The sequence below is a fragment of the Nocardiopsis sp. KDC1DS13DA1 genome, from assembly GCF_055632325.1.
This window is the reverse complement of sequence record NZ_JBVMUY010000010.1, coordinates 78818-104575: the sequence shown is the minus strand read 5'-3', so window position 1 is coordinate 104575 and position 25758 is coordinate 78818. Positions and strand designations below refer to the sequence as shown.

Here is a 25758-nt window from a genome sequence, read left to right as displayed (position 1 = left end):
GCGGGGACGCCGGGCCTCCGGCCGCGGTCGGCGCGGGTGCGCCCGAAAAAAGTTCGACGGCCGTGTCGATCCCCCCCGATACCGTTCGACCTACGGATGAGAGGGTTCCACCGGGGAGCCCGGACATCCCAGGGAGTACAGAGCCATGAAGTACATGCTGATCATGCGCGCGACGGACGAGGCCATGGAGAAGATGGGGGACGTCGACTTCGACGAGATGTTGGAGAAGGTCGGCAGGTTCAACGACGAGCTGATCCGCGCCGGGGTCCTGCTCGCCGCGGAGGGCCTGGCCGACCCCGCCGAGAGCGTGGTGGTCGACACCTCCTCGGAGCCCCCGGTGGTCACCGACGGACCCTACGGTGAGACCAAGGAGCTGTTCGGCGGGTTCTACCTCCTCAACGTGACCTCCAAGGAGGAGGCCGTCGAGTGGGCCAAGCGGATCCCGATCGCCGGTCCCGGGTTCAAGTCCGAGATCCGGCGGGTCACCACGATCGACGAGTTCCCGCAGGACAACGAGTGGATCAAGAAGGAGCGGGCGTGGCGCGAGGCCACCGGCCAGCTCTGAGCGGACGGGACCGGACATGACCGAACCCACGGGCCGCGAGGCCGTCGCCGCCGTCTGGCGGATCGAGTCCGCCCACATCGTCGGCGCCCTCGCGCGCTACACCCGGGACTTCGCCATGGCCGAGGACTTGGCCCAGGAGGCCCTGGCCGAGGCGCTGGTGACCTGGCCGCGCGAGGGGGTGCCCCGCAACCCCGCGGGGTGGTTGCTGACCGTCGGGAGGCGGCGCGCGATCGACGCGTTCCGTCGGCGCGCCGCCCGGGACGAAAGGTACGCCGCCCTCGCCCGGGACCTGGACGACGGCGGCATGTCCTCGGGCACGGCGCCCGCCGACGGGGAGGACCGGGACGTGCTGTGGGACCCGGACCGGATCGACGACGACGTGCTCTCGCTGATGTTCATCGCCTGCCACCCGGTGCTGTCGCGGGAGGCGCGCGTGGCGCTCACACTGCGGGTGGTCGGTGGTCTGACCAGTGACGAGATCGCCCGGGCGTTCCTCATCCCGACCGCCACCGTGCAGGCCCGGATCACCCGGGCGAAGAAGACCCTCGGGGCGGCGCGGGTGCCGTTCGGCCTGCCGTCGGCGAAGGAGCGCGCCGCGCGGCTGGGCTCGGTGCTCAACGTGGTCTACGTGATCTTCACCGAGGGCTCCTCGGCGAGCTCCGGCGACGAGCTGATCCGGTTCGACCTCGCGTCCGAGGCGCTGCGGCTGGCCAGGGTGCTGTCCCGACTGGTCCCGGACGAACCGGAGGCGCACGGTCTGCTGGCGCTGTTGGAGCTGACCGCGGCGCGCTTCGCCGCCCGCACGGACGCGGGCGGGCGGCCGGTGCTGCTGGAGGACCAGGACCGGCGCCGGTGGGACCGGGCCGCGATCGGCCGGGGCCGTGCCGCCCTGGCCCACGCGGAACGGTGCGGCCGGGGCCTGGGCGCGTACGGGTTGCAGGCGGCGATCGCGGAGTGCCACGCGGTCGCCGCCTCGGTCGGGGAGACGGACTGGGAGCGGATCGTCCTCGTCTACGAGGCGCTGGGGCGGCTCTCCCCGTCCCCGGTGGTCGACCTCAACCGGGCGGTGGCGGTGTCCATGGCCCGGGGCCCGGCCGCGGCGCTCCCGATCGTGGACGGGCTGGCGGAGGCCGGGACGCTGGCCAAGACCCACCTGCTGCCGACCGTGCGCGGGGAGTTGCTCACCCGGATGGGGCGGACCGAGGAGGCCCGCGCGGAGCTGGAGCGCGCGGTGCGGCTGTGCGGCAACGAGCAGGAGCGGGGCGTTCTGGAGGGCAAGCTCGCCGATCTGGGATGAGCCGGGACGGGGGCCCCGGCCCCCGTCCCGGGCCGCGCGTACCGCGCGGTGCCGGGCCCCTCGGCTCCGGTCCCCGGCGGTCAGCGGGTGCGGCGGGGCCGGGTGCGGCCGCCGGTGAGGGACGGTGCGGCGCGGGAGGGAACCCCGGACGGCTCCGCACCCTCTTAGTTCTCACCACGACCCATGCGGTCATCGTGGTCACCCCCGTTCCTCACCCCCGGTGAGGACCACCGCCCCCGTAAGAGGAGAACGACCTGTGAGAGTCCCCCACCCCCGTGCCACCGCGGTCACCGCCTCGGCGCTCGCCGCGATCGTCGTGGCCGCCCTCGGCCTGACCTCCTGTTCGACCTCGGTGAACCCCGACGAGGTGGCCCTGGAGTACAACGCCGGAGCCTTCTCCTCCACCGAGTTCGACCAGTGCGTGGAGCCCGGCAACCGCGAGTACCACGGCCCCGGCGACCGGATGTTCGTCTACCCCGGCGGGCAGCGGACCTTCACCTTCTCCGGTTCCGAGGACGCCGAGATGGCCACGTCCACGGCCGTCTCCTCCGACGACCTGGAACTCCAGGTCACCGGGCTGGTGACCTTCGCCCTCAACCCGGACTGCGAGACGCTGCGGCTGTTCCACGAGCAGATCGGCCTCAAGTACGAGGCGTACGGGGACGCGGGCTGGGACGAGATGCTGCGCGACTACATCGGGCAGCCGCTCAACCGGGCGATCGACGACGCCACCAAGGAGTACGACTGGCGCGAGCTCTACACCGACCCGGACGCCAAGTCCGAGTGGGAGCGGCTGGTGGGCGAGCGGACCGCGGAGTACATCGCCGAGCAGGGCGGCGGCGCGTTCTTCATCTCGCCGACGTTCGTCCTCGGTGAGGAGGAGGAGCCGGGTGCCCCGCAGCTGACCCTCCAGCAGCCGACCCCGCCCCAGGAGGTGCGCGACGCGCTCACCGCCGCCCAGGAGGCGGTCGAGCAGACCCGCGCCCAGGAGTCGGAGAACGAGCGCATCGAGACCGAACTGGAGGCGATCGAGGCACTCGTGGACGTGCTCGGCCCGGAGGGCTACATCCTCTACCAGGCGATGAAGAACGGCGACATCGACCTGTTCCCGGTCCCGGCGGGCGGCAACGTCAACATCACCCCGCAGGGGAACTGACGGCCGTCCTCCCCGGTCGACGCCGCGTCGCCGGGGAGGACACGGCAAAGGTGCCCGGCCGGTGGTCAGCGTGCCCTACGGCCGCCACCGCGCAGCGCGACCAGGGACAGGACACCGGCGGCGGAGGCCATGACCGCGCCCAGCACCCACCACCCCGGCGCCCCCGCGGCGAGCACCAGCGGCAGGGCCAGCGCCGACCCCAGGATGCGGGCGACGGACCCGGCCATACCGAACACCGCCTGGTACTGGGCCTGGAGGTCGGCCGGGGCCCGGCGCAGGGCCAGGTGCCAGGCCGACGGCCCCGCCGCCACCTCTCCCGCGGTGAGCAGGACGATACCGGCCAGGACCAGGGCCGCCGCCGTGACCGGCCCGCCCAGCGGTGCCGCCCCGAACAGCGCGCACGCGAGGAACAGGGCGGCACCCGCGGCCAGGGCGGAGGCGGCGGCACCCGCGTCGGTGCGCACCCGCGCGGCCCAGGGGGTCTGCGACACCAGTACCAGGACCGTGTTGAGCCCCAGGGCGACCGCCGCCACCCACGCGGGCGCCTCCGTACGCGTACTCAGCCACAGCGGCAGGATCACCGACAGCACCGGCATGAACAGCTGGAGCAGCGCCGAGGCGCCGGTGACCGTGACCAGCCGGAGGTCGCGCAGCGCGCTCAGGCGCGTGCCGCGCGGGCGGTCACCCGGCCGGGTGGCGATCCGGTCCGCCTCCGGCGGCAGGCCGTACAGCAGCAGCGCGCAGACCAGCGCCACGGCCGCGCCGCACGCGTAGACGGCGAGGAACGCGTACCGGTGGCCGACCGCCAGCACCACGGCCCCGACCACGGTGCCCGCGCCCAGACCGGCGTTGAGCAGCGAGTGCATGTGGGCGCGTACCCGCACCCGCCGCTCCGGCCCCACGCAGGAGGCCACCAGCGCGTGCCGTACCGCACCCGCACCGGCCTGGGCCACCACGAACACGACCGCGCCGACGGCGTAGGTCCACAGGCCGTCGGCGACCAGGTACAGGGTGAGCGCCGCCCCGATGAGGAGGCTGTGGGCGACGGCCGCCCGGCGGCGGCCGACGGTGTCGGCCAGCGCTCCCAGGATCGGGGCCGACACCAGCGCGCACCCCGCCGCCAGGGCCAGGACCAGGCCGATCGACGCGGCGGGCAGCCCCACCCGGGTGCTGAAGTACAGCACCACCGTGGCCAGGACCGCCCCGTCGGTGACGGCGCTGGTCAGTTGGACCGCGTACACGCGCCGTACCTGCGGCGGGAGCGGTTCGGTGGTCGGCCGACGCGCCTCTGAGGCGTCGGCTCGGGTCGAAACGGCCATGCGTCGACGCTAGGGAACAAGCGGCCCTGGTCTACAGTCCACTCTCGTGGAGCAAACATGGGCCATTGCGGGGATCGACCTGCACGTGGAGATCGGTGGGACGCGGACGGCGCGCTCCCTGGAGGAGGCGCTGCGCGCCGCCGTGGCCGACGGCGGACTGGCGGGCGGCACGCGTCTGCCCTCCTCACGGACGCTCGCGGCCGACCTCGGGATCGCGCGCAACACCGTGGCCCGGGTCTACGAGCAGCTGACCGCCGAGGGGTGGCTGGAGGCCCGGGTCGGCGCGGGGACCTGGGTGGGGGAGCACGCGGCGCGTCCGGCCGGACGCGTACGGGTGGCGGGGGCGGACCGTCCGGATCTGGACCTGCGCGCGGGGGTCCCCGACGCCTCGGACTTCCCCCGTCAGGCGTGGTCGGCGGCGGTGCGGCGGGTGCTCGCGCACGCACCGGCCGAGGCCTTCGGCTACACCGACCCGCGCGGTGTCCCGGTCCTGCGCGAGCGGCTGGCCGCCTACCTGGCCCGGGCCCGGGGCGTGCGCGCCTCGGACGCGGAGGTGTTCGTGGGGCACGGGTTCGGCGACCTGCTCGCCCTGACGTGCCGGGCGCTCAGGGAACGGGGCGCCCGGGCGGTCGCCGTGGAGGAGTACGGGCACGGGCGGCATCGGCGGATCATCCGCGCCCACGGGCTGCGCACGGTCCCGCTGCCGGTGGACGGGGACGGCGCCGACGTCCGCCGGTTGGAGGGGTGCGGCGCCGACGCGGTCCTGATCACCCCGGCCCACCAGTTCCCCACGGGGGTCCCCCTGTCCGCCGAGCGCCGGGGGCGGCTGGTGCGGTGGGCCCGGCGCACGGGGGCGCCGATCATCGAGGACGACTACGACGGCGAGTTCCGGTTCGACCGCCGGGCGGTCGGGGCCCTCCAGGCCCTGGCTCCGGACCACGTGCTCTACGCGGGCACCGCCAGCAAGGCGCTCGCGCCCGCCGTAGGGCTGGCCTGGGCGGTGGCGCCGCCGTCGCTGGTGCCCGCGCTGACGGAGATCCGCGAGACGACGGGCGGCGGTCAGGACGCGGTCAACCAGCTCACGCTCGCGGAGTTCGTCGGCGGCCACGACTACGACCGCCATGTGCGGCGCCTGCGCCACCTGTACCGGTCGCGCAGGGAGGCCGTGGAGGCCGCCGTCGCCGACCGCCTTCCGGACTGCCGGGTCACCGGCCTGCGCGCGGGGCTGCACTGCCTGGTCGAACTCGCGGACGGTGTGCGGGAGGAGGACGTGGAGGCCGAGGCCGCCCGGCGCGGGCTGGCCCTGGAGGGGCTGGGACGGTTCGCCGACGACCCGACTGACGCGGGAGCGCGGCGCCCGTGCGTGGTCGTCGGTTACGGAGCCCCCCGCGCCCACCGGTTCGGGCAGGCGCTGGCCACGGCGGTCGACGCCGTCCGCGCCGTCCGCGGCGGGCGGTGACGGTGTCCCGCCCGGTTCCGAACGCCGACGGACCGACGCGCGCCCTCAGGGGGCCAGCAGCACCTTGGTGGCCCGGCGCTCGTCCATGGCCCGGTACCCCTCCACAGCGGCCTCCAACGGCAGGGTGAGGTCGAAGACGCGTCCCGGGTCGATCCGCCGCCGCCAGATCAGGTCGATCAGCTCGGGCAGGAAGCGCCGTACCGGGGCGGGCCCGCCGTGCAGGTGCAGCGCGGAGAAGAAGAGTTCCTGGCCGGGCAGTTCCACACCGTGCGAGACACCCACGTAGCCGACGTGTCCGCCGGGCCGGGTCGAGCGGATGGCCTGCATCATCGACTCCTGGGTGCCCACGGCCTCGATCACGCTGTGCGCGCCCAGCCCCCCGGTCAGCTCCTTGACCCGGGCGACGCCCTCCCGGCCGCGCTCCTCGACGACGTCGGTCGCGCCGTACTCCCGGGCGAGGGCCTGGCGGTCCGCGTGGCGGCTCATCGCGATGATCCGTTCGGCCCCCAGGTGCCTGGCGGCCAGCACGCCGAGCAGGCCGACCGCGCCGTCGCCGACGACCGCGACGGTCCTGCCGGGTCCGGCCTGGGCGGCCACCGCGGCGAACCATCCGGTGCCCAGGACGTCGGAGGCGGCCAACAGGCTCGGGACCAGCTCCTCGGGGGGCGGTCCGGGGGTGGCGACCAGGGTTCCGTCGGCGAGGGGGATCCGGGCCCGTTCGGCCTGGGTGCCGATCATGCCCATGGGCACCGCGTTCACGCAACGGCTCTGGTAACCGGCCTGGCAGATCTCGCAGGTGTTGTCGGAGGCGAAGAAGGAGCCGACCACGAACTGGCCGGGTGCCAGGGTCATGACCTGGTCACCGACCTCCTCCACGACGCCGACGTACTCGTGCCCCATCGGTGCGGGCCCGCGGACCGGGTCCAGACCGCGCCAGGGCCACAGGTCCGACCCGCAGACGCAGCTCGCGGTGACCCGGATGACCGCGTCCGTGGGGTGGAGGATCCTCGGGTCCTCCCGGTCCTCGACACGCACGTCCCCCGGCCCGTGTAGCACCGCACCCCGCATGACGCCGCCTCTCCGCCTCGACCGTTCCAGCGGTGGGCGCCCGCCCGGGAGGGACGGGCGCCTTCGAACGTCCACCGCCCGGCCACGGTAGGCACGGGGGCATCGTCTCCGGCGGGTTTCGCCATGCCCCGTGAACATGATTTGCCGCCACGCATACCGATCAGTGCCCGGCCCGGGCGCGGCAGGGACGAGGCGCGGGCGGGACGAACCGTAGGGGCGGGTCAGTCCACCGGACCGCGCGCCGCGTCGAGGAAGGCACGCCACTCAACGGAACCGAAGGACAGCGCACCGAGATCACGGTGCCGCGTGTCCCGCACGGCTGACCCGCCCGGCCAGTCGGCGACCTCCACACAGGCGGCCTCGCTCTGGGAGTAGCTGGACTTGCGGAAGTGCGTGTTGGGCGGAAGGGGGTGTGAGTTCACAGTGTCAGTCCTTGTCTCGGGTGTGGTCCCGGGCGATACGCTCCAACAACGCCAGGGTCGGTTTGCCGTCGTCGAGCGCCGCCGCACGAAGCCTGTTGAAGACGTCCGTGTAGTGCTCGACGTTCTCCGTGCTGGACATGAACATGTGGGACGACGGTCCTTGCAGATAGACGGTCAGCAGCCCGTGGTGTTCGACGCGAAGGACGGAGAACGAGGCCAATGTCAGCGCGGCGTGCGCACCAGCGCTGAAGGGTAGGGCCTGGAGGGTCACGGTCGGCCGGTGGGCGAGTTCGATGAGGTGCTCTATCTGCGCGGCCATGAGACCCCTGCTTCCGATCCGCTGCCGCAACGCGGCCTCGGCGACGATCATCCACACGTCGGGCGGCGAGCGTCGGTTGAGTACCTCCTGACGTGTGAGACGAACCTGGATTTCCCGGTCAAGGTCACTGTCAGGACGCATGGTCGCCTCGATGACGGCCCGGGCGTAATCCTCGGTCTGGGCCAGTCCCGGGATGAGCTGGGACTGGTACATCTCGATCGAGGTCGCCTGTGCCTCGATGTTGGCGTAGGAACGATAGCTGCGCTCCAGGTCGTAGGGCTGCCATCGGTCCGGTTCACGGGCCTGCTTACGCAGCGCCAGCAACCGGTCGAACTCCTCGGGCGCCTCGTAGAGCGTGAGTAGGCGCTCGATGGACGCCGCCCCGGGAACCGCTCCGCCGTCTCCTGGCGTCTCCCAGCGCGCAAGGCTGCTGGCAGCAGTGCGCATGGCCTTCACAACGTCCCCGAATCTGCGCTCTCCACGCAGTCTGCGCAGTTCCTGTGCTAGCTGCCACTGGGCCAGTGTCGGGTTGTCAGCCATGCCTTGATAATGCCCTTCCACACAATCGGGACAAAATTCGCTACTTTCAAAAGCTACTTGCAAATGCTTGTAGCGAAGAGTTTACTGAGGCATGGAACACGTCGTGCCACGTGTCCGGGCCGCCAAAAAAGCCCCGGCCGGTGTTCTTAACACCGCCGGAGCGCGGCCAGCAGTCCACACCCACAACCAGGGAGACGCCGACATGTCCGTTGTACCGCAGACACCCACCCCCGCCTACCCGGGGCGGCGCTGGGCGGCCCGCACCTATCCGGGCCTGCCGTCCATGAACCCCCGGATGCGCGCCGACCTCCGGGACGACCTGGCCACCCTCACGGGAATCACGCCCGGCCTGGCCGACGACGTCGTCCTCTGCGCGAGCGAGGCCTTCGCCAACGCCGTCGACCACTCGCGCTCCGGCCACCCGGGCGGACGGGTGATGCGCTTCCTGTCCACACCCGTGGTGACCGGGCACGAGGCCACCCTGCGCCTGTCGGTCGTCGACGACGGTCCCGCGCGCCGAAGCCCGCTCGTGCCCGCCCCGCGCGGCCCGCAGGGCCGCCCGCCCGCCGAGCGCGGCCGGGGCCTCCTCCTCATCCACCGGCTGGCCACCGAGTGGGGCACCTCCCTTACCGTGGACACCCCCGGCGGTTCCCCGCTGTCCACCGCCCTCTGGGCCGAGTTCGCCTACCCGAGCGCCGGAGCGGACCGATGACCGGCACCGACCGGGTACGGGCGGTCCTACGCACCCCACGCGGCAGTCGGTTCGCGCGGCCCGCGATCATTGGACCCGACCGGCGCCAGCGCCTCCTGGAGGAGATGCGCGGCAACCCCCGGGTCGCCTACCGGGAACGCCACGGCGTCCTGCCCGCCTGGATGGACGAGCCGCGCCGACACCGGCCGAAACCCTCCGCACCGCTGCCGGTCCCCCGCCCGCGCACGGCACCCGACAACGACCCCCGCCCCGGGAACCCCAGGCGTCCGCCCCTCCCCCGCCGCAGCCGCCACCGCAAACCCCCCAGACGCCACCTTCCGCTCCTGGTGGCCCATGTCCTCACGGCGACGGCCGGAACCCTGGTCGGGGCGGCCGCGTACCACCTCGTCGCGGGCCCGCCCTGAGACCCGACGGCGCGAGGGGCCGCGCCGGGCACCACGTCCGGCGCGGCCCCGGGACCGGGACGGGTCGGAGGTCCTCGGCAGGTGGCCGGAGGAACACCCGACCGATGACGTACCGACCGGACGGTTTGATCCGGGGGTGCGCTTCGCCTAGGGTGCTGGCACCCCGGAATCCGGCCTCCGTCACCCGAGGCGGCCGGTCACGACAAGGAGTCACCGATGGCAGTCGACCCCTCGGAAAGCACCCTGGCCGCGGCACTGTCCGAGGCCCCGGACGGCCCCGTCGTCATGCTCAACCTGCTGCGCTTCGCCCCGGAGGGCCGCGCCTCCTACGAGGAGTACTCGCGCCGTGCGGGCCGCTTCCTGACGAAGTACGGAGCCGAACTGCTCTACGCGGGCGACGGCACCACGCCGCTGATCGCCGAGGACGGCCAGGACTGGGACGCGGTGCTGCTCGTGCGCTACCCCAGCCGCGAGGCGTTCGCCCGCATGGTCGCCGACCCCGGGTACCGGGAGATCACCCACCTGCGCACCCGCGCGCTGAGCGAGGCCGTGCTCCAGCCGACCGTTCCGTGGACGCCCGTCAGCCGGGCGTGACCCGGCCCGGACCGTCCGGCACGCACGGAGGGCCGCACCGGAACCCGTCCGGTGCGGCCCCTACGGCGGTCAGTCCTCCTCGGACATCCGCAGGACGACCGCTCCCCTCTTGTGCCCGGAGTCGACGCGCCGGTGCGCCTCCACCACCCGGTCGAGCGGACAGCTCCGGTCGATGACCGGCCGAAGCGTCCCGGCCTCGGCGAGCTCCCTGATCAGCACGAGGTCCCTGGCCTTGTCGCGCGCCGGCCTGAGCCCCGTGAGCGCGATGCTGGCTCTCTTCCGCCCGCGCCCGAACCTCGTCCAGACCGTCTGGCCCATGACCGCCATGCTGGAGACGGTCGTGAGGTAGTGGCCGCCCGCCCCGAGCGCGCGGCGGCAGCGCCCGAACGAGCTCGCGCCGACCGCGTCGAAGACGACGTCGTAGGCCTCCCGGGCCCGGGTGAAGTCCTCGGCGGTGCGGTCGACCACCCGGCTGGCCCCCAGCGAGCGGACCAGGTCGGCGTTGGCGCCGCTGCACACCGCGGTGACCTCGGCCCCCATGTGCACCGCCAACTGGACCGCCGCGCTGCCGACGCTGCCCGAGGCGCCGTTGACGAGGATCGACTGACCGGCCCTGAGCCGGGCCGCGTCGCGGAGGAAGGGCAGCGCGGTCAGCGCCCCCTCGGACACGGCGACCGTCTCGGCGAACGTCAGGGCGGGAGACTTGGCCACCACGGGCGAGTCCCGGGGAACACGGACGTACTCGGCGTGCGTGCCGAAGCTTCCGCTGAGCGCGAGGACCTCGTCGCCCGGTGCGAGGTCGCGCACGTTCTCGCCGACGGCCTCGACCCGCCCCGCGCAGTCCGCGCCGAGCGTGGGATACCTCGGTCGGATCGGGCCGAAGGTCAGCCTGGCGGGCAGGGGTTCGCCCCGGCGGGCGGCCGAGTCCACGGCGGTGACCGTCGCGGCGTGGACCCGGATGAGCAGATCGTCGGCCCTGGGTGTGGGCGTGGGGACCTCTTCCACGCCCAGCACGTCGGGAGAGCCGAAGGCACGGTGGACGACCGCTCTCATGCGCTACTCCACCGTCCGCAGGATCTGCTCGATGGAGGTGGCGCGCGAACGCAGTTCGGCGACGTCGGTGGCGGTGCGCCGCTGGGCGTCGAGGGTGTTCTCGGCCAGTTGTTCGTACCGGCTCACGAGTTGGCTGAGGTCGTCACGCTGCGCGGCTTCGAGCTTGGTCTTGCGGATGTCGAGGAAGGCGGCCAGCGCTCCGCCGGCCAGGATCGTCACCATGATCAGCACGCCGAGCCCGAAGATGGCGCCCGGCCAGGTCGTGATGTCCATCAGGACTTCTCCTTCGTGTGGGGACCCTTACCGGGGTCCGGTGGGGTGAGGGTGGTGGCCGCCTCCGCGAGGGATGACGGCGACAGACGGACGTCGAAGTCGGTGACGTCGTAGTACTTCATGGCCTTTCCGTCGTCGGAGAGCTCCAGGGCCCCGACGATCAGCCCCGCTGCCTCCAGGCGTTGCAGATGCATGTGAAGGAGGGGGCGGCTGATCCCGATCTCGCGGGCGAGGCCGCTCACGTAGTTCCGGCGGGCGGCCAGTGCGGCGATGATGCGCAGTCGCAGCGGGTTGGACAGCGCCGCCAGCATGTCGACCAGTTCGTCACCGGTGGGCGGTGGTGCTGTCATCAGACTCCTTCACCTGAAAACTTTCTCTTACACATGAAAGTAAAGCATGCCGTCAGCAATGGCAAGAGCCCGGCCCGCGGGGACACTCCGGCCCCGGGAGCCGCCGACCCCGCACACACGAAGGGCCGCACCGGAACGCGTCCGGTGCGGCCCTCCTCGGGTCGGCGGGCGGTCAGGCCACGCGGTCGATGACCAGCGGCCGCGCCTCGTACTCGGCGTCCGCCTCGATGTCGAACGCCCCCTCCAGCGCCTCGGCCGCCCGGTCGAACCGCTCGGGCTCGTCCGCGTGCAGGGTGAACAGCGGCTCGCCCGCGCAGACCTTCTCCCCCGGCTTGGCGTGCAGCGTCACCCCCGCACCGAAGGACACCGCGTCCTCCTTGCGCGCCCGCCCGGCGCCGAGCCGCCACGCGGCCAGGCCCACCTGGTAGGCGTCCAGGCGGGTGAGGGTCCCCGACGCGGGCGCGAGCACCACACGGGTCTCGGCGGCCCGCGGCAGCGGTGCGTCCGGATCACCGCCCTGCGCCCGGATGATCTCCTTCCACGACGCGAGCGCACTGCCGTCCCTGAGCGCCTCGGCCGGGTCCTTGACCCCGTTCTCCCCGGGCGTGAGCCCGGCGGCGGCCAGCATCTCCCGGGCCAGGGCCACGGTCAGCTCCACCACGTCGGCGGGACCGCCGCCGGAGAGCACCTCGACCGCCTCGGCGACCTCCAGCGCGTTGCCCACCTGACGTCCGAGCGGCGTGGCCATGTCGGTGAGCAGGGCGACCGTGCGCACCCCGTGGTCGTTGCCGATGTCCACCATCGTGCGCGCCAGCTCGCGGGCCGAGTCGACGTCCTTCATGAACGCGCCGGAACCCACCTTGACGTCCAGGACGAGCGAACCCGTGCCCTCGGCGAGCTTCTTGCTCATGATGGAGGCGGAGATCATCGGGATCGACTCGACCGTCCCGGTCACGTCGCGCAGCGCGTAGAGCTTGCGGTCGGCCGGGGCGAGCCCGGCACCGGCCGCGCAGATGACTCCGCCGGTGCCGGAGAGCACCGAGCGCATCTCGTCGGTGCCGAGCGAGGCCCGCCACCCGGGGATCGACTCCAGCTTGTCCAGGGTGCCGCCGGTGTGCCCGAGTCCCCGGCCGGACAGCTGCGGCACGGCCGCGCCGCAGGCCGCCACGGTCGGCGTCAGCGGCAGGGTGATCTTGTCGCCCACGCCGCCGGTCGAGTGCTTGTCCGTGGTGGGACGCTCCAGGTCGGTAAAGTCCAGCCGGTCACCGGAGGCGAGCATCGCCTCGGTCCACCGGCTCACCTCGCCCCGGTTCATCCCGCGCAGGAAGACCGCCATGACCAGCGCGGACATCTGCTCCTCGGCGACCTCGCCCCTGGTGTAGGCGTCGATCACCCAGTCGATCTGCTCGGGTGCGAGCTCCGCGCCGTCGCGCTTGGCCCTGATGATCTCGATGACGTCCATGTCCGTTCCCCTTCTTCGCGGAACCGCGGGTGAAAAGACGTCTCCCCGGCACCGGAAGGCCCGGCGCCGGGGAGACGTCCCGGTCACTGCGTGAGGTTGTGCGGCCCGAAGGCCTGCGGCAGCACCTGGTCCATGGTCAGGACCCCCTCGGGGGTGTCGACCAGCAGGTGCGGTCCGCCGTGCTCGTACAGGAGCTGGCGGCAGCGCCCGCACGGCATGAGGATCGCGCCCCTGCCGTCCACGCAGCTGAACGCGGTCAGCCGTCCGCCGCCGGAGGCGTGCAGGGCGCTGACCAGACCGCACTCGGCGCACAGGCCGATCCCGTAGGAGGCGTTCTCCACGTTGCAGCCGCTGACGATCCGGCCGTCGTCGACCAGGGCCGCCGCGCCCACCGGGTAGCGCGAGTAGGGCGCGTAGGCGTTCCCCATGGCCTGCCGGGCGACCGCGCGCAGCGCGGCCCAGTCCACGGCCTCGGGGTTCAGGGGTGCGTCCGTCATGACCGGCTCGCCCTCCACTGCTTGCCGATGCCCGCGGGCGGCCGCAGGCTCTGCGAGGCCAGCGACAGGACCAGCAGGGTCGCGATGTGCGGGCTGTAGGTGGCCAGCTCCCGGGGCAGCGAGTCGGTGGTGAAGTACCACACGAGCAGCAGCACACCGGCCACCGCTCCGGCGATGGCCAGCCCCTTGCGGTCGGAGCGGACCTGCCAGAGCGCGACCGCCAGCAGCGCCACGGCCAGGAGCAGCAGCAGGGCGTGGATCGCCTCGCCGCCGCCGCGCACCTGGAGGGCGTCGGTGTAGCCGAACAGCCCGGCGCCCATGGCCAGGCCGCCGGGGCGCCAGTTGCCGAAGATCATCGCGGCCAGGCCGATGTACCCGCGGCCGCCGGTCTGCCCCTCCTGGTAGATGTTGGACGCGACGATCGCGAGGAACACGCCGCCCATGCCCGCCAGGCCGCCGGAGATGACCACGGCGATGTACTTGAAGCTGTACACGGGCACGCCCAGGGACTCGGCGGCGTCGGGGTTCTCACCGACCGACCGCAGCCGCAGCCCGAACGTGGTCTTCCACAGCACCAGGTAGGTCACCGGGATCATCAGCAGCGCGATGAGGGTCAGCGCCGACATCCGCGTGGTCAGTCCGACCACCAGCGACGCCAGGTCCCCGACCAGGAAGATCCCGCTGTCGGCGACGGGTTCGAGCACCCCCGGCAGCCACGGCAGGTTCAGCGTCGGGAAGGACGGCGTCGTCGGCGACTGGGCCGCGCCCGCACCGGGCACGTCCGAGTAGAGCAGGATCGACATGTACCGCATCGCGCCGAGCGCGAGGATGTTGATCGCCACACCGGAGACGATGTGGTCGACCGCGAAGGTCACCGTGGCCACCGCGTGCAGCAGACCGCCCAGCATGCCGCCGAGCACACCCGCCATCAGGCCGATCCAGGGGTTGTCGAAGGACCACGCGAAGTAGGCCCCGAACCAGGTCCCCAGGATCATCATGCCCTCGAGGCCGATGTTGATGATGCCGGAGCGCTCCGCCCACAGACCGCCCAGACCGGCCAGGCCGATGGGCACCGCGAAGGCGAGCGTGGTGTTGATGGTGCCCGCGTCGGTGAGCATGTCCTGGCCGGTGATGACCCGCAGCCCCGACAGGGCCACGAACACCGCGCAGGTCAGGGTGAGGAAGCGCCACCTGGCCCATCCCCGAGGGCGGTACGGCGACTCGTGCACCGCCGCCGTGACGTTGAGTTCCTGGCTCACTGTGCCTCCCCGCCGCGTTCGCCGTCGGTCTTCGGGCCGGTCTCGCCCTCGTCACCGGACGCGGGTGCGGCACCCACCGGTTCGGCCGCCACGGTCGTGGCGCCGAGCTGCTTGCCGATCTGCTGTTGCTGGTAACGGCGGCCCCAACGGTGCACGACCTCGTAGACCACGACCACCGTGAGGACGATGGTGGCCTGCGCGATGACCGCGATCTCCTGCGGGATGTCGTCGAAGGGCAGGATGTTCGCCGCCTGGGTCAGGAACGACCAGAACAGGGAGGCGAAGACGATGCCCACCGGGTGGTTGCGGCCCAGCAGGGCGATGGCGATACCGATGAACCCGATGCCGGTGGGGAAGTCCAGCGCGTAGTAGTGCGCGCTCCCCAGCAGCTGGGGCAGGCCCACCAGCCCGGCGACCATGCCCGAGAAGAGCATGGACAGGAACACCATCTTCTTGACGTTGATACCGCTGGCCTCGGCCGCCGACTGCGACTGGCCCGTGGAGCGCAGCTCGAAGCCGAAGCGGGTGCGGTTGAGCATCACGGAGTAGCCGATGCCGACCGCGACGGCCAGGAACACCAGGCCGAAGATCTCCCGGTCCGAGCCGAGGAAGACCGCGGGGATCCCGGGCACCCAGGACGACTCGGGCAGCGGCGGGGTGCCGATGTTGTTGGTACTGATCTGGACCGCGAGGCGGTCGGTGCTCAGCAGGTAGGCGGTGATACCGGTGGCGATCGCGTTAAGCATGATCGTGGAGATCACCTCGGACACGCCCCGGGCGACCTTGAGGTACCCGGCGATACCGGCCCAGGCTCCGCCCACCGCCACGGCCACGACGATCATGAGCAACTGGCTGAACGGCGGCGGCAGGATGAGGTAGCCGCCCACGGCGGCCGAGAGCAGGGCCGCCAGCCGGTACTGGCCGTCGACGCCGATGTTGAACAGCTTCATCTTGAAGCCGATCGCCACGGCCACGGCGGCCAGGTAGTAGGTGGTGCTGTCGTTGATGATCTGCACCATGCTGTCCGGGCGGGTGCCGTACTCCAGCATCCGGCCGAACGTCGACATGGGGTCGATGCCGCTGAACAGCAGCACGAGCGCGGTCACCGCGATCGCGATCAGCCCGGCCGCGAAGACCGCGGCGAAGGACAGCGCCAGCAGTGCCGACAGGCGGTGGAAGAGCAGGAAGGCCAGGGCGGAGCCGACGACGGCGCCGACGGCGGCGGAGGCCGGCTCGATCAGGCTCAGGTCCAGCAGCCACGCCGTCAGCAGTCCGCCGACCACCGCCAGCACCAGGGCCGTCGGCACCACGAGGGTGTTGTGCAGCGCGGTGCCCTTCTCCTCCGTCCCGGCGGCCGCGACGCGGCGCTCGGGCGGCACCATGCTGTGGGTCACGGCCACGAAGGCGAAGGCCGCGGTGACGCCGATGATCAGCGCCGCCCACCACAGCAGCGCCATGTCGAGGGCGAACGTGACCCCCGTGCCCAGGAGCACCGCGACGACGAAGGCCAGGGGGCCGGAGAGCTGGCGCGGGTTGTCAGAGGTCTTCACGACTCGCCCCCGTCCTCGTCGGCACGGTCAGTACCCTCAGCACCGCTGTCACTCTCCGTGGAACCGCCGCCCGCGCGCAGTCCGGCGCCGGTCATGGCCGAGCCCAGCTGTTCGGGGGTGACGGTGGTCGGGTCGGCCTCCGCGACCAGGCGGCCGCGGAGGATCACGTGGATCGTGTCGGACATGCCGATCAGCTCGTCCAGGTCGGCGGAGATCAGCAGCACCGCCAGACCGGCGGCGCGGGCCTCGCGCAGCTGCTCCCAGATGGCCGACTGGGCACCCACGTCCACACCGCGCGTGGGGTGCGCGGCGACCAGGAAGCGCGGGTTACCGCTCATCTCCCGGCCGATGATGAACTTCTGCTGGTTACCGCCGGACAGGGCGTCGGCGATGACGTCGATGCCCGGCGTGCGCACGTCGTACTCGGCGACGATGCGCTCGGAGTCGGCGCGCGCCCCCACCCGGTTGATCCAGGGGCCGCGCACGCTGGGCGCCTTGGTCTGGTGGCCCAGGATGCGGTTCTCCCACAGCGGGGACTCCAGCAGCACGCCGTGCCGGTGGCGGTCCTCGGGGATGTAGCCGACCCCCGCCTCGCGGATGCGCAGCGTGGACCAGCCGGTGATGTCCTGCTCCTCCAGGCGGATGCGGCCCGAGGCGAGGTGGCGCATGCCCATGATCGCCTCGATCAGCTCGGACTGGCCGTTGCCCTCGACACCGGCGACACCGACGATCTCGCCCCGGTGGATGTCGACGCTGACCTCGTCCACGACCGGGCGCCCCTCCGCGGAGCGGACGGTGACCCCGTCGAGCGAGAGCACGACGTGGTCGGTCACGGTGGACTCGCGCAGCTCGGGCACGGGCAGGTCGCCGCCGACCATGAGGGTGGCCAGTTCCCGGGCGGTGGTGGTGCTCGGGTCGGCGGTGGCCACCGTGGTCCCGCGGCGGATGACGGTGATGTCGTCGGCGACGGACAGCACCTCGTCGAGCTTGTGCGAGATAAAAATGACGGTCAGGCCCTCGCGCTTGAGTTCGCGCAGGTTGTCGAAGAGCTCGTCGACCTCCTGCGGGACCAGGACCGCCGTGGGCTCGTCGAGGATGATCGTCTCGGCGCCCCGGTAGAGGACCTTGAGGATCTCCACGCGCTGGCGGTCGCCCACGCCCAGGTCCTCCATCAGGCGGTCGGGCTCGACCCCGAGGCCGTACTGGGCGGACAGCCGCTGGATCTCGGCGCGGGCGCGCCTGCCGATGCCGTGGCGGCGCTCGGCGCCCAGGACCACGTTCTCCAGAACGGTGAGGTTGTCGGCGAGCATGAAGTGCTGGTGCACCATGCCGATGCCGTGGCGGATGGCGTCGGAGGGCGAGTGGAAGCGCACCTCCTGACCCTTGACCCGGATGGTGCCCTCGTCGGGCCGGTGCATCCCGTACAGGGTCTTCATCAGTGTGGACTTGCCCGCACCGTTCTCGCCGACGATGGCGTGCACGGTACCGGGAGCCACGGTGATGTCGATGTCGTGGTTGGCCACGACTCCGGGAAAACGCTTGGTGATCCCGTGCAGCTCGACGGCGGGGGTTTGACTCGACCCGCCGCCCGATGACGTGCTGCTCATCTGTCTCCTCATGGAACTGGCGGCGGGGCGCCGGGCCGCGTGTCAGCCTCCGGACGCCGTCGTCGCGAAGCGGCAACCGGCAGCGGCACCGGGCGCGTCCTGCGCACTCCGGTGCCGCCTCCGGTGCTGTGCCACGGGACCTGGCCCGTGGCTCGGCGTGCTACGGGGCGGTCGGGACCTCGATCTCGCCGTCGATGATCTGCTGCTTGTACCCGTCGAGCTCCTCGACCAGGGGCGTGATGAGCTCCTCGTTGGACTGCGTGTAGTCCACGCCGCCCGAGGCCAGGTCGAAGCGCTGGATGCCGCCCTCGACGTCACCCTCGACGGCGTCCTGGATCAGCTCGAACACAGCCACGTCCACCTGCTTGATGGCGGAGGTGAGCACGTACGGCTTCTGGTCGTCCTCGGCGTTCTCGTACTGGTCGCTGTCCACGCCGATGAACAGGAAGTCGTTCTCCACGGCGGCCTGGAGCACACCGTTGCCGGAGGCGCCGGCGGCGTGGTAGATGACGTCCGCGCCGCGGTCGTACTGGGCCTGGGCGGTCTCGCGGCCCGCGGCGGGGTCGCTGAAGCCGCTGAAGTCCGGCGGCTGGCTGATGTAGTCGATCTCGATCTCGACGTCGTCGTTGACGTGCTCGGCGCCCGCGACGAAACCGGCCTCGAACTTCTGGATCAGCGGGGTCTCGACACCGCCGATGAAGCCGACGTGGTCCTCCTCCGTGGACAGCGCCGCGGCGGCACCGGCCAGGAAGGAGGCCTGCTCCTCGGCGAAGACCAGGCTGGTGACGTTGTCGACGCCCTCGATCTCGGAGTCCACGATCGCGAAGTGGACGTCCTCGTACTCCTGGGCGACCGCCTCGACGGCCTCCGCGTAGGCGAACCCGACGGCGATGACGACGTCGAAGCCCTCGTTGGCCATCGTGGCCAGACGCTCCTCCTTCGCGGACTCGGGCTCGCCGTCGGCGGGCTCGAAGTCGCGGGTCTCCACGCCCAGCTCCTCGGCGGCCTGGGTCAGACCGCGGTAGGCCGAGTCGTTGAACGAGCGGTCGCCACGGCCGCCGACGTCGTAGGCCAGGCCGACGCGGACGTCGGAGCTTGCTTCCTCGCCGCCGTTGGTGCCGCTGTCGTCGGCGTTCTCGGTCGCGTTGTCACACGCGGTGAGGGCCAGCACACCCGCCGCCGCGGCGGCGGCGAACTTGGCCGCGTTGCTGCGCTTCACTTCGGTAACTCTCCCCTTCGCCCTCTCAGCGGCCCGCATTCGCACGGATCCGACCTGAGTTCTGTTGCCGGACAATATCCGCTGGTGGAAAGTACACGTGACGGACAGACTGAGTTGTTATGAAGGCGAGAGCTGAGAGACACGGCGCCCCACCCGAACCCCGCCGGGTGCGCGCCGCGCAGCGGCGGCCAGATTCCCGTTCCTCCTTATCCGACCTGAGGTTCTCCGGCCCACAGAGGGCTTTTCACACTCCGCTTCCGGCAGGACACCGGACGTCACCACGCCCCGTCGGCGCCGTGACACGGCACCGGCGGGGCCATCCGGTCTAGACCGGACTATCCAACCAGGAAGTCCACCACGGCCTGCTTGAAGACGCGTGCGGACACCGCGTTGGCGTGGTCCCGCCCGGGGATCTCGACGTGTGTCCCACCGCAGCGAACCGCGAGGGCCCCGGCTCCCGCCGCGAGCGTATCCCGGGCGCCGGAGACCAGCAGGAGGGGCACGCCGACGGGCACGGGGTCCTCGGTGAACGGCCGGGCGGCCTGGCCCCGCGCGCAGGCGGCCAGGGCGTCGGCGTCGTTGCCCGGGAGTCCGGACACCGTCCGGAAGACCTGGTCGAAGGGGGTCTCACCGGAGCCGGGGGCGGACAGGTCGGCGTCGGCGAAGGCGTTGACCGGACCGAAACCGCCCAGGACGGCGCGCCGGACCCGGCCGGGGGCGGTCAGGGCCAGGTCCCAGGCCAGGCGGGAGCCCATGGAGTAACCGACCAGGTCGACCCGGTCCACCGCGAGCTCGTCGAGCAGGCGCACCAGGTCGGCGGTGAAGCGTTCGGGCAGGTAGGCGCCCTCGTCGAGCGGCTTGTCACTGCCGCCGTGGCCGCGCAGGTCCGGCCCCAGGACGCGCAGTCCGGCGCCGCCGAGCGCCTGCGGCCACCCCGCGGCGGACCAATTCATGCTGAAGTTCGTACCGAATCCGTGCAGAAGTAGGACCGGTACGGCGTCCACCGGTTCCGCCGGCGGCAAATCGACATAGCGCATTGTCACGTCGCCAACAAGATTCGCAGTCATGATTCCTCAGTCGATTGTGGACTTGGCGTTTCACCCAGGAAAAAACGAAGGCCCAATCAGATGTTCCTATAAACACTCGCGCGGGTGACCGACGCGTGTTTGTGGATCCATCCGAACGGGCCCTCTGACGTGGCGATCCTCAGTCCGTCGGCGGCTTCAACCGCACGCGGCGCGCGGGCCTGGCCTCCTCCGCGGGAACCCTGCCGACGATGCCCGCCTGGGGGGCTTCGTCACTCACCGTGACCGCGAAGGTGACCAGGGGCGCGCCCACGGGGACGACCTCGTTCTCCTGCGCGTGCAGGGTGACCACCCGGCCCGCGGTCGGCGAGGGGATGACCACGGCCGACTTGGTGGTCTCCACCTCCACCAGCGGGGCGTTGCGCTCGACGTGGTCGCCGACGGCGACCTGCCACTCCAGGACGGTCGCCTCGACCAGGCCCTCGCCGAGGTCGGGAAGGGTGAAGGTGGTGTTGTCCTCAGCCATGGTCGTCTAGTACTCCAGAGTCCGTTGCACCGCGAGCAGGACGCGGTCGATGGTCGGCAGGTACTGCGGCTCCAGGGGACCCGCGGGGTAGGGGACGTCGAATCCGGTGACGCGCTGGACGGGGGCGGCCAGGTCCCGGAAGCAGTTCTCCGTGACCAGGGTGGCCACCTCCGCCCCCAGTCCGGCGGTGAGCGGCGCCTCGTGGACCACGACGGCGCGCCTGGTACGCGCGACCGAGGCGGCCAGCCCGGCGGCGTCGATCGGCTTGAGCCAGCGCAGGTCCAGCACCTCCAGGTCCACGCCGTCCTCGGCCGCGAGCTCGGCGACCTGGAGGCAGCGGTGCACCATGGCGCCCCAGGCGATGAGGGTCGCGTGACGGCCCGGGCGGACGACGCGGCTGGCACCGATGGGTGCGGTGGGCTCCAGGAGCCGGACGGGCTTGCGGTCCCAGTAGCGGGCCTTGGGCTCCATGAACACGACCGGGTCGTCGGAGCGGACCGACTGGAGCAGCAGCGTGTAGGCGTCGCCGGCGTCGGAGGGGGCGGCGACCTTGAGGCCCGGCGTGTGCGCGAAGAGCGCCTCCAGGCTCTCACCGTGGTGTTCGGGCGCCTGGATGCCGCCGAAGGAGGGCAGGCGCAGGGTGATCGGCATCGGCGCGGCCCCCCGGGTCCGGTAGTTCATCCGGGCGACCTGGTTGACGATCTGGTCGATGGCCGGATACGCGAAGCCGTCGAACTGGAGCTCGGGCACCGGGCGCCAACCGTTCATGGCCAGTCCGACCGCCATGCCCATGATCGCGGACTCGGCCAGGGGCGTGTCGAAGACACGCTGGTCGCCGAACTCCTTCTGGAGGCCGTCGGTGACGCGGAAGACGCCGCCCAGGGCGCCGACGTCCTCACCGAAGACGAGGGTGTCGGGGTCCTCGGCGAGCAGGACCCGCAGGGCGCGGTTGATCGCCTGCTGCATGGACAGTTCGACGGGCGCGGATTCCGCGGGGACCTCGGTCCGTTCGATCAGCTCGGTCACAGTTCGACCTCTTCCTGCCAGACACGGCGCTGCCGGGTCAGCTCGTCGGTGGTCTCCCGGAAGACGTGCGTGAACAGTTCGGAACCGTCCGGTTCGGGCTCGGCGGCCACACCGTCGCGGATCTCCTCGGCTCGGGCACGGGCGGCGGCGTCCACCTCGGCGAGGGCCTCCTCGTCGGCGTGCCCGGCCTCGACCAGGGCCGCGCGCAGCAGGTCGAGGGGGTCGCGGCGGAGCCAGCGCTCGGTGTCGGCCCCGTCCCGGTAGCGGGTGGGGTCGTCGGAGGTGGAGTGCGGCTCGACGCGGTAGGTCAGCGCCTCGATGAGGGTGGGGCCCCCGCCGCGCCGGGCCCGGGCGACGGCGTCGGCGGTGGCCCGGTACACGGCTCCGGCGTCGTTGCCGTCGACCAGGACACCGGGCATCCCGTAACCCTCGGCCCGCGCGGAGACCGAGCCGCCGGCGACCTGGCGGTGGTTGGGGACCGACAGCGCCCACTGGTTGTTCTGACAGAAGAAGACGACGGGGGCGCCCATGACCCCGGCGAAGTTCATCGCCTCGTGGACGTCGCCCTCCGAGCTGGCCCCGTCTCCGAAGTAGGCCAGGGCGACGCCGTCGTCGCCGCGCAGCCGTTCACCGACGGCCCAGCCGACCGCGTGCGGTACGGGCCCGCCGACCACGGCGTTGATCGCGCCGAACCGGGAGGCCATGACGTCGTACAGGCCGCCGTGCCACAGGGCGCGGTGGGTGGCCATGTAGCCGACCATCTCCACCCCGTAGGCCAGGGCGGAGGCCATCTCGCGGTAGGTGGGGAAGACGAAGTCCCGCTCCGCGTCCATGGCGGCGGCGCTGGCGACCTGGGCGGCCTCCTGCCCGCGCACGGAGACGTAGGCGGGGAAGACGCCCTGGCGCTGGAGGGCGATGGCCTCGGCGTCCAGGTCGCGCGCGGTCCGCATGTGGCGGTAGAGCGCGAGGGTCAGGTCGGGCGGCAGGTGGTCCACGGTGATGGATCCCCGGCCCTCCGGCTCGTGGGTGGTCATGCTGAGCGGCTCCCAACGTGGCCCCGCGCGTGGTGACGCGGCCGGGGCTCGGGTGGTCACGGTCCTACGTGTGATTCTCCGGACATCTCGACAGAATCGCTAGATACGCGCCCGTAGTTGATACAAATGAGGACGAAAGACGAGCAAACGTCCTTATACGTCTCACCTGGACACGCAGTCTCGGCAGAAAACGGCACACCGTGCGATACACCGCGAATCGGACCTCACCCCGAGCCATCCCCGACGCGTGCGCACCCCCGACGCCCCCCTGCCCCGGAAGCACCCGAAGCAAGGGGGACATCACTCGGGGTGACCGAACGGCCGCCGCCCCGGCGCCTGGCCAGATGTGGACAACGTGTCGATACATCACGGAAACAAGATGACAAACAGCAACAGAAAGGACCCCCAAAGGAGAAGTTCTGTCACGTTTGCCGGAACGCGGTGTAGTTACTCCCGAGTCAGGGAAACCCCCGCCCCAGCGATGTCATCCACCTTGAGTACAGTCGGACTCCCCCCGACCCGACACCACTCCCGTCGGGCCCGCGCGAGGCCCCCGCAACGTTCCTGCGCGGTTATCGCCCTCCCGGGACGGGCGGCGACCACCCACCGCCGCCCAATCTCGCGGACTGAGATCCCAATGGACGAGAACAACGTTTACCTGGTAGTTCGTTAGCCCCGGTCAACGACGACGGAAGGGGCGGACACTGACACAAGAGCACATGAGGAGCACGCACATGGCCATGGGCGACCAGCGCAGGAGCGGCCGACGGCCGGACTCCACCGACCAGACCATCCTGAGCGCCCTCGCCAAGGACGCGCGGACCGGGATCACGGAGATCGCCGCACTGGCCAACGTCTCCAGGGCCACGGCCTACAACCGGATCAAGCGGCTCACCGACGAGGGTGTCATCCGCGGCTACTCCGTGGTGACCGACCACGCCAAGATGGGGCTCGGCGTCACCGCGCTCGTCCTCATCTCCGGAAGCCAGCCGGACTGGCGCGCCAACCGCGAGATCCTGTCCTCCTACCCCGAGATCGAGTACTGCTGGTACGTGGTGGGTTCGGCGGACATCGTCCTCCTCGTCCGCGTCTCCAACACCAACCAGCTGCGCGACCTGATCCTCACCCGTCTGCAGTCCCTGCCCGGGGTGACCGCCACCCAGACGCTCACCGTGATCGACGAGGTCGTCCACCGCCCCGTCGTGGAACCCCCCGAGTTCGAGTGAGCCGCGGGCGCGCTCAGGCCCCGACCACCCCGGCGACCGAGGACACCAGGCCGGCGAGCAGCGCGGTACCCCGCGCGCGGGCGGCCGCCACGTCCGCGTCCGCGTCCAGGACCACCTCGACGTAGGCCTTGAGCTTGGGCTCGGTGCCCGAGGGACGCAGCGTCACCCGGCCCCGGACGGCACCCTCCAGACGGAAGCGCAGGGCGTCGGTCGGAGGAAGCCCCTCGTGGCCCGCGGAGAAGTCGTCGACCCCGGCGACCGTGAAGGGACCGAACCCCGTGGGCGGCTGGGCGCGCAACCGCCGCATCGCCGCCGAGATGACCGACAGGTCGTCCACCCGCACCGAGAGCTGGTCGCTCAGGTGCAGGCCGTACCGGCGCGCCTGGTCGTCCAACAGATCCACCAGCGTGCGCCCCTCGCGCCCGGCCTCGGCCGCGAGCGCCGCCATCACCAGCGCCGCGCCGATACCGTCCTTGTCGGCCACGGGACGGCCCCCGTCACCTCCGACGCAGTACCCCAGCGCCTCCTCGTAGGCGAAGACCGGACGTCGGCCCGGCCCGCCGGCCCGGGCCAGCCACTTGAACCCGGTGAGGGTCTCCTCGTAGTGCACCCCCCGGTCCCGGGCGATCTTGCCCAGCAGACTGGAGGAGACGATCGAGGTCGCCACCACGCGGTCGTCCCCGAAGGTGTGGTCGAGCACGTACTCGGCCAGCAGACCGCCGACCTCGTTGCCCGTGAGCAGCCCGTGGCCGGGGACGGCGACGGCGAGCCGGTCGGCGTCGGGGTCGTTGGCCAGGACCAGGTCGGCTCCCGTCTCCCGGCCCGCCGCGACCGCCAGGTCCATGGCCCCGGGCTCCTCGGGGTTGGGGAACTCCACCGTCGGGAAGTCGGGGTCGGGGGCGAACTGGGCCCCGACCACGGACGGGCGGGCGAACCCCGCACGCTCCATGGCCGCCAGCAGCACCTCGCCGCCCACCCCGTGCAGCGGCGTGTAGGCGACGGACAGGTCGCGCTCCCCGCCCATCGGCAGGGCGGTGACCGCCGCCAGGTACCGGTCGACCGCCTCCTCGCCCAGAACCGCCCAGTCCCGCCCCAGCGGAAGGTCGCCGAGCGGTCCGACGGCGTCGATGGCCGCGGAGATCTCGGCGTCGACCGGGGCGACGATCTGGGCGCCCGCGTTCGCACCGGTCCCGCCGACGTAGACCTTGTACCCGTTGTCCCGCGGCGGGTTGTGGCTGGCGGTGACCATGATCCCGGCGTCCGCTCCCAGGTCGCGCACGGTGAACGCCAGGACCGGGGTGGGCAGGGGCCTCGGCAGCAGGGAGACCCGGTGCCCGGCCCCGGTGAGCACCGCCGCGCTCGCCTCGGCGAAGTCCGCCGACCCGTGGCGGGCGTCGTACCCGACGACCACGTGGCTCCCGTCGTCCAGCCAGGCGCCGATCCCGGCGGCCGCGCGCATGACCACGGCCCGGTTCATCCGGCCCGGCCCCGCGCCCAGCTCGCCCCGCAGCCCGGCGGTGCCGAACTCCAGGCGGGCGGCGAAGCGGTCGTCGAGGTCGGCCCGGGCGGCGGCGTCGCCGGACTCAGCCCGCTCCAGCAGGACGGCCAGCTCCTCGCGGGTGACGGGGTCGGGGTCCTCGGCGAGCCACTGTCGGGCACGGGCGACGGTGTCGGCGGTCATCGGAGTCCTTCGTTCTGGGTCGTGTTCTTGGAGCGGTCACCGTAGGGGATGTTGTTCGGGCGCCGCCAGGGTTGTGCAGGGCGAGGCGAGCCGCGAGCGAGGAACGAGCGACAGG

At 72.1% G+C, this 25758-nt stretch carries 26 protein-coding genes; 8 read left to right on the top strand and 18 right to left on the bottom strand.

All coding sequences use genetic code 11. The annotated features are described in order from the left end of the window. Window positions 1-145: 145 nt before the first annotated feature. From ACTVAJ_RS07750 to ACTVAJ_RS07740, 3 genes are all read left to right on the top strand, one after another. A complete protein-coding gene (locus ACTVAJ_RS07750; RefSeq protein WP_470387381.1) occupies window positions 146-565 on the top strand; it encodes a YciI family protein in 420 nt (139 codons plus the stop codon). Window positions 566-581: 16 nt separating this feature from the next. Continuing rightward, on the top strand, window positions 582-1862 hold the full coding sequence (locus ACTVAJ_RS07745; protein ID WP_470387380.1) for an RNA polymerase sigma factor: 1281 nt from the start codon (window positions 582-584) through the stop codon (window positions 1860-1862). Window positions 1863-2118: 256 nt separating this feature from the next. Further along, window positions 2119-3018, top strand: a complete 900-nt coding sequence (locus tag ACTVAJ_RS07740; RefSeq protein ID WP_470387379.1) for an SPFH domain-containing protein — start codon at window positions 2119-2121, stop codon at window positions 3016-3018. Between the two features lie 65 nt (window positions 3019-3083). Here the strand turns inward: ACTVAJ_RS07740 and ACTVAJ_RS07735 are convergent, their stop codons facing one another. Continuing rightward, window positions 3084-4337: an MFS transporter gene (locus ACTVAJ_RS07735; RefSeq protein WP_470387378.1), complete on the bottom strand. Its 1254-nt coding sequence runs from the start codon at window positions 4335-4337 to the stop codon at window positions 3084-3086. Window positions 4338-4383: 46 nt separating this feature from the next. Between ACTVAJ_RS07735 and pdxR the strand changes: the two genes are divergently transcribed. After that, window positions 4384-5796 carry a MocR-like pyridoxine biosynthesis transcription factor PdxR gene (gene pdxR / locus ACTVAJ_RS07730; protein WP_470387377.1) on the top strand — a complete coding sequence of 471 codons (1413 nt, stop codon included), beginning with the start codon at window positions 4384-4386 and terminating at the stop codon, window positions 5794-5796. Between the two features lie 45 nt (window positions 5797-5841). On the opposite strand, the gene ACTVAJ_RS07725 is transcribed toward pdxR, so the two are convergent. The 3 genes from ACTVAJ_RS07725 to ACTVAJ_RS07715 all read right to left on the bottom strand — a co-directional run bounded on the left by ACTVAJ_RS07725 (window position 5842) and on the right by ACTVAJ_RS07715 (window position 8052). Continuing rightward, window positions 5842-6864 (bottom strand): zinc-dependent alcohol dehydrogenase family protein, encoded by a 1023-nt coding sequence (locus ACTVAJ_RS07725; RefSeq protein ID WP_470387376.1) that lies wholly within the window; start codon window positions 6862-6864, stop codon window positions 5842-5844. 221 nt (window positions 6865-7085) lie between these two features. Further along, entirely contained in the window at window positions 7086-7286 is a 201-nt protein-coding gene (locus ACTVAJ_RS07720; protein ID WP_470387375.1) for a DUF397 domain-containing protein, read from the bottom strand. Between the two features lie 4 nt (window positions 7287-7290). After that, window positions 7291-8052: a DUF5753 domain-containing protein gene (locus tag ACTVAJ_RS07715; RefSeq protein WP_470387374.1), complete on the bottom strand. Its 762-nt coding sequence runs from the start codon at window positions 8050-8052 to the stop codon at window positions 7291-7293. Between the two features lie 295 nt (window positions 8053-8347). On the opposite strand from ACTVAJ_RS07715, the gene ACTVAJ_RS07710 reads away from it, so the two are divergent. The 3 genes from ACTVAJ_RS07710 to ACTVAJ_RS07700 all read left to right on the top strand — a co-directional run bounded on the left by ACTVAJ_RS07710 (window position 8348) and on the right by ACTVAJ_RS07700 (window position 9855). After that, window positions 8348-8857 (top strand): ATP-binding protein, encoded by a 510-nt coding sequence (locus ACTVAJ_RS07710; protein WP_470387373.1) that lies wholly within the window; start codon window positions 8348-8350, stop codon window positions 8855-8857. Continuing rightward, window positions 8854-9261 (top strand): hypothetical protein, encoded by a 408-nt coding sequence (locus ACTVAJ_RS07705; RefSeq protein ID WP_470387372.1) that lies wholly within the window; start codon window positions 8854-8856, stop codon window positions 9259-9261. The genes ACTVAJ_RS07710 and ACTVAJ_RS07705 overlap by 4 nt, the downstream gene beginning before the upstream one ends. A 216-nt stretch (window positions 9262-9477) precedes the next feature. After that, the gene (locus ACTVAJ_RS07700; RefSeq protein ID WP_470387371.1) at window positions 9478-9855 is read left to right on the top strand and encodes a DUF1330 domain-containing protein; all 378 of its coding nucleotides are present in this window, start codon (window positions 9478-9480) and stop codon (window positions 9853-9855) included. Window positions 9856-9924: 69 nt separating this feature from the next. Here the strand turns inward: ACTVAJ_RS07700 and ACTVAJ_RS07695 are convergent, their stop codons facing one another. The 13 genes from ACTVAJ_RS07695 to ACTVAJ_RS07635 all read right to left on the bottom strand — a co-directional run bounded on the left by ACTVAJ_RS07695 (window position 9925) and on the right by ACTVAJ_RS07635 (window position 22736). Continuing rightward, window positions 9925-10908: an NAD(P)-dependent alcohol dehydrogenase gene (locus tag ACTVAJ_RS07695; RefSeq protein ID WP_470387370.1), complete on the bottom strand. Its 984-nt coding sequence runs from the start codon at window positions 10906-10908 to the stop codon at window positions 9925-9927. A gap of 3 nt (window positions 10909-10911) precedes the next feature. Next, the gene (locus ACTVAJ_RS07690) at window positions 10912-11181 is read right to left on the bottom strand and encodes a hypothetical protein (RefSeq protein ID WP_470387369.1); all 270 of its coding nucleotides are present in this window, start codon (window positions 11179-11181) and stop codon (window positions 10912-10914) included. Continuing rightward, window positions 11181-11531 (bottom strand): ArsR/SmtB family transcription factor, encoded by a 351-nt coding sequence (locus ACTVAJ_RS07685; protein ID WP_470387368.1) that lies wholly within the window; start codon window positions 11529-11531, stop codon window positions 11181-11183. The genes ACTVAJ_RS07690 and ACTVAJ_RS07685 overlap by 1 nt, the downstream gene beginning before the upstream one ends. 172 nt (window positions 11532-11703) lie before the next feature. Further along, window positions 11704-12993: a thymidine phosphorylase gene (locus ACTVAJ_RS07680; protein ID WP_470387367.1), complete on the bottom strand. Its 1290-nt coding sequence runs from the start codon at window positions 12991-12993 to the stop codon at window positions 11704-11706. An 83-nt stretch (window positions 12994-13076) separates the two neighbouring features. Beyond that, window positions 13077-13508, bottom strand: coding sequence for a cytidine deaminase (locus ACTVAJ_RS07675; RefSeq protein WP_470387366.1), 432 nt, complete (start codon window positions 13506-13508; stop codon window positions 13077-13079). Next, entirely contained in the window at window positions 13487-14749 is a 1263-nt protein-coding gene (locus ACTVAJ_RS07670; RefSeq protein WP_470387365.1) for an ABC transporter permease, read from the bottom strand. Before ACTVAJ_RS07670 ends, ACTVAJ_RS07675 begins: the two co-directional genes overlap by 22 nt. Further along, the gene (locus ACTVAJ_RS07665; protein WP_470387364.1) at window positions 14746-16299 is read right to left on the bottom strand and encodes an ABC transporter permease; all 1554 of its coding nucleotides are present in this window, start codon (window positions 16297-16299) and stop codon (window positions 14746-14748) included. The genes ACTVAJ_RS07670 and ACTVAJ_RS07665 overlap by 4 nt, the downstream gene beginning before the upstream one ends. Beyond that, on the bottom strand, window positions 16296-17906 hold the full coding sequence (locus tag ACTVAJ_RS07660; protein ID WP_470387363.1) for an ABC transporter ATP-binding protein: 1611 nt from the start codon (window positions 17904-17906) through the stop codon (window positions 16296-16298). Before ACTVAJ_RS07660 ends, ACTVAJ_RS07665 begins: the two co-directional genes overlap by 4 nt. A gap of 160 nt (window positions 17907-18066) precedes the next feature. Further along, the gene (locus ACTVAJ_RS07655) at window positions 18067-19125 is read right to left on the bottom strand and encodes a BMP family lipoprotein (protein WP_470387362.1); all 1059 of its coding nucleotides are present in this window, start codon (window positions 19123-19125) and stop codon (window positions 18067-18069) included. A 335-nt stretch (window positions 19126-19460) separates the two neighbouring features. Then, entirely contained in the window at window positions 19461-20192 is a 732-nt protein-coding gene (locus ACTVAJ_RS07650) for an alpha/beta fold hydrolase (protein WP_470387361.1), read from the bottom strand. A 139-nt stretch (window positions 20193-20331) separates the two neighbouring features. Next, entirely contained in the window at window positions 20332-20676 is a 345-nt protein-coding gene (locus ACTVAJ_RS07645) for a biotin/lipoyl-containing protein (protein WP_470387360.1), read from the bottom strand. A gap of 6 nt (window positions 20677-20682) precedes the next feature. Then, on the bottom strand, window positions 20683-21702 hold the full coding sequence (locus tag ACTVAJ_RS07640; RefSeq protein ID WP_470387359.1) for an alpha-ketoacid dehydrogenase subunit beta: 1020 nt from the start codon (window positions 21700-21702) through the stop codon (window positions 20683-20685). Continuing rightward, window positions 21699-22736: a thiamine pyrophosphate-dependent dehydrogenase E1 component subunit alpha gene (locus tag ACTVAJ_RS07635; protein WP_470387358.1), complete on the bottom strand. Its 1038-nt coding sequence runs from the start codon at window positions 22734-22736 to the stop codon at window positions 21699-21701. The genes ACTVAJ_RS07640 and ACTVAJ_RS07635 overlap by 4 nt, the downstream gene beginning before the upstream one ends. 734 nt (window positions 22737-23470) lie before the next feature. Here ACTVAJ_RS07635 and ACTVAJ_RS07630 point away from each other — a divergent pair. Next, window positions 23471-23962, top strand: coding sequence for an Lrp/AsnC family transcriptional regulator (locus ACTVAJ_RS07630; protein ID WP_470387453.1), 492 nt, complete (start codon window positions 23471-23473; stop codon window positions 23960-23962). Window positions 23963-23975: 13 nt separating this feature from the next. On the opposite strand, the gene ACTVAJ_RS07625 is transcribed toward ACTVAJ_RS07630, so the two are convergent. Beyond that, window positions 23976-25643, bottom strand: coding sequence for a phospho-sugar mutase (locus tag ACTVAJ_RS07625; protein ID WP_470387357.1), 1668 nt, complete (start codon window positions 25641-25643; stop codon window positions 23976-23978). Window positions 25644-25758: the final 115 nt, after the last annotated feature.

Bases quoted from the DNA above. Each gene is read 5' to 3' on its own strand.
- ACTVAJ_RS07705 (WP_470387372.1), top strand. From the start codon at position 8,854: ATGACCGGCACCGACCGGGTACGGGCGGTCCTACGCACCCCACGCGGC.
- ACTVAJ_RS07735 (WP_470387378.1), bottom strand. From the start codon at position 4,337: ATGGCCGTTTCGACCCGAGCCGACGCCTCAGAGGCGCGTCGGCCGACC.
- ACTVAJ_RS07750 (WP_470387381.1), top strand. From the start codon at position 146: ATGAAGTACATGCTGATCATGCGCGCGACGGACGAGGCCATGGAGAAG.
- ACTVAJ_RS07745 (WP_470387380.1), top strand. From the start codon at position 582: ATGACCGAACCCACGGGCCGCGAGGCCGTCGCCGCCGTCTGGCGGATC.
- ACTVAJ_RS07625 (WP_470387357.1), bottom strand. From the start codon at position 25,643: ATGACCGCCGACACCGTCGCCCGTGCCCGACAGTGGCTCGCCGAGGAC.
- ACTVAJ_RS07635 (WP_470387358.1), bottom strand. From the start codon at position 22,736: ATGACCACCCACGAGCCGGAGGGCCGGGGATCCATCACCGTGGACCAC.
- ACTVAJ_RS07695 (WP_470387370.1), bottom strand. From the start codon at position 10,908: ATGAGAGCGGTCGTCCACCGTGCCTTCGGCTCTCCCGACGTGCTGGGC.
- ACTVAJ_RS07710 (WP_470387373.1), top strand. From the start codon at position 8,348: ATGTCCGTTGTACCGCAGACACCCACCCCCGCCTACCCGGGGCGGCGC.
- ACTVAJ_RS07680 (WP_470387367.1), bottom strand. From the start codon at position 12,993: ATGGACGTCATCGAGATCATCAGGGCCAAGCGCGACGGCGCGGAGCTC.
- ACTVAJ_RS07630 (WP_470387453.1), top strand. From the start codon at position 23,471: ATGGCCATGGGCGACCAGCGCAGGAGCGGCCGACGGCCGGACTCCACC.
- ACTVAJ_RS07715 (WP_470387374.1), bottom strand. From the start codon at position 8,052: ATGCGCACTGCTGCCAGCAGCCTTGCGCGCTGGGAGACGCCAGGAGAC.
- ACTVAJ_RS07725 (WP_470387376.1), bottom strand. From the start codon at position 6,864: ATGCGGGGTGCGGTGCTACACGGGCCGGGGGACGTGCGTGTCGAGGAC.
- ACTVAJ_RS07645 (WP_470387360.1), bottom strand. From the start codon at position 20,676: ATGGCTGAGGACAACACCACCTTCACCCTTCCCGACCTCGGCGAGGGC.
- ACTVAJ_RS07690 (WP_470387369.1), bottom strand. From the start codon at position 11,181: ATGGACATCACGACCTGGCCGGGCGCCATCTTCGGGCTCGGCGTGCTG.
- ACTVAJ_RS07650 (WP_470387361.1), bottom strand. From the start codon at position 20,192: ATGACTGCGAATCTTGTTGGCGACGTGACAATGCGCTATGTCGATTTG.
- ACTVAJ_RS07685 (WP_470387368.1), bottom strand. From the start codon at position 11,531: ATGACAGCACCACCGCCCACCGGTGACGAACTGGTCGACATGCTGGCG.
- ACTVAJ_RS07660 (WP_470387363.1), bottom strand. From the start codon at position 17,906: ATGAGCAGCACGTCATCGGGCGGCGGGTCGAGTCAAACCCCCGCCGTC.
- ACTVAJ_RS07700 (WP_470387371.1), top strand. From the start codon at position 9,478: ATGGCAGTCGACCCCTCGGAAAGCACCCTGGCCGCGGCACTGTCCGAG.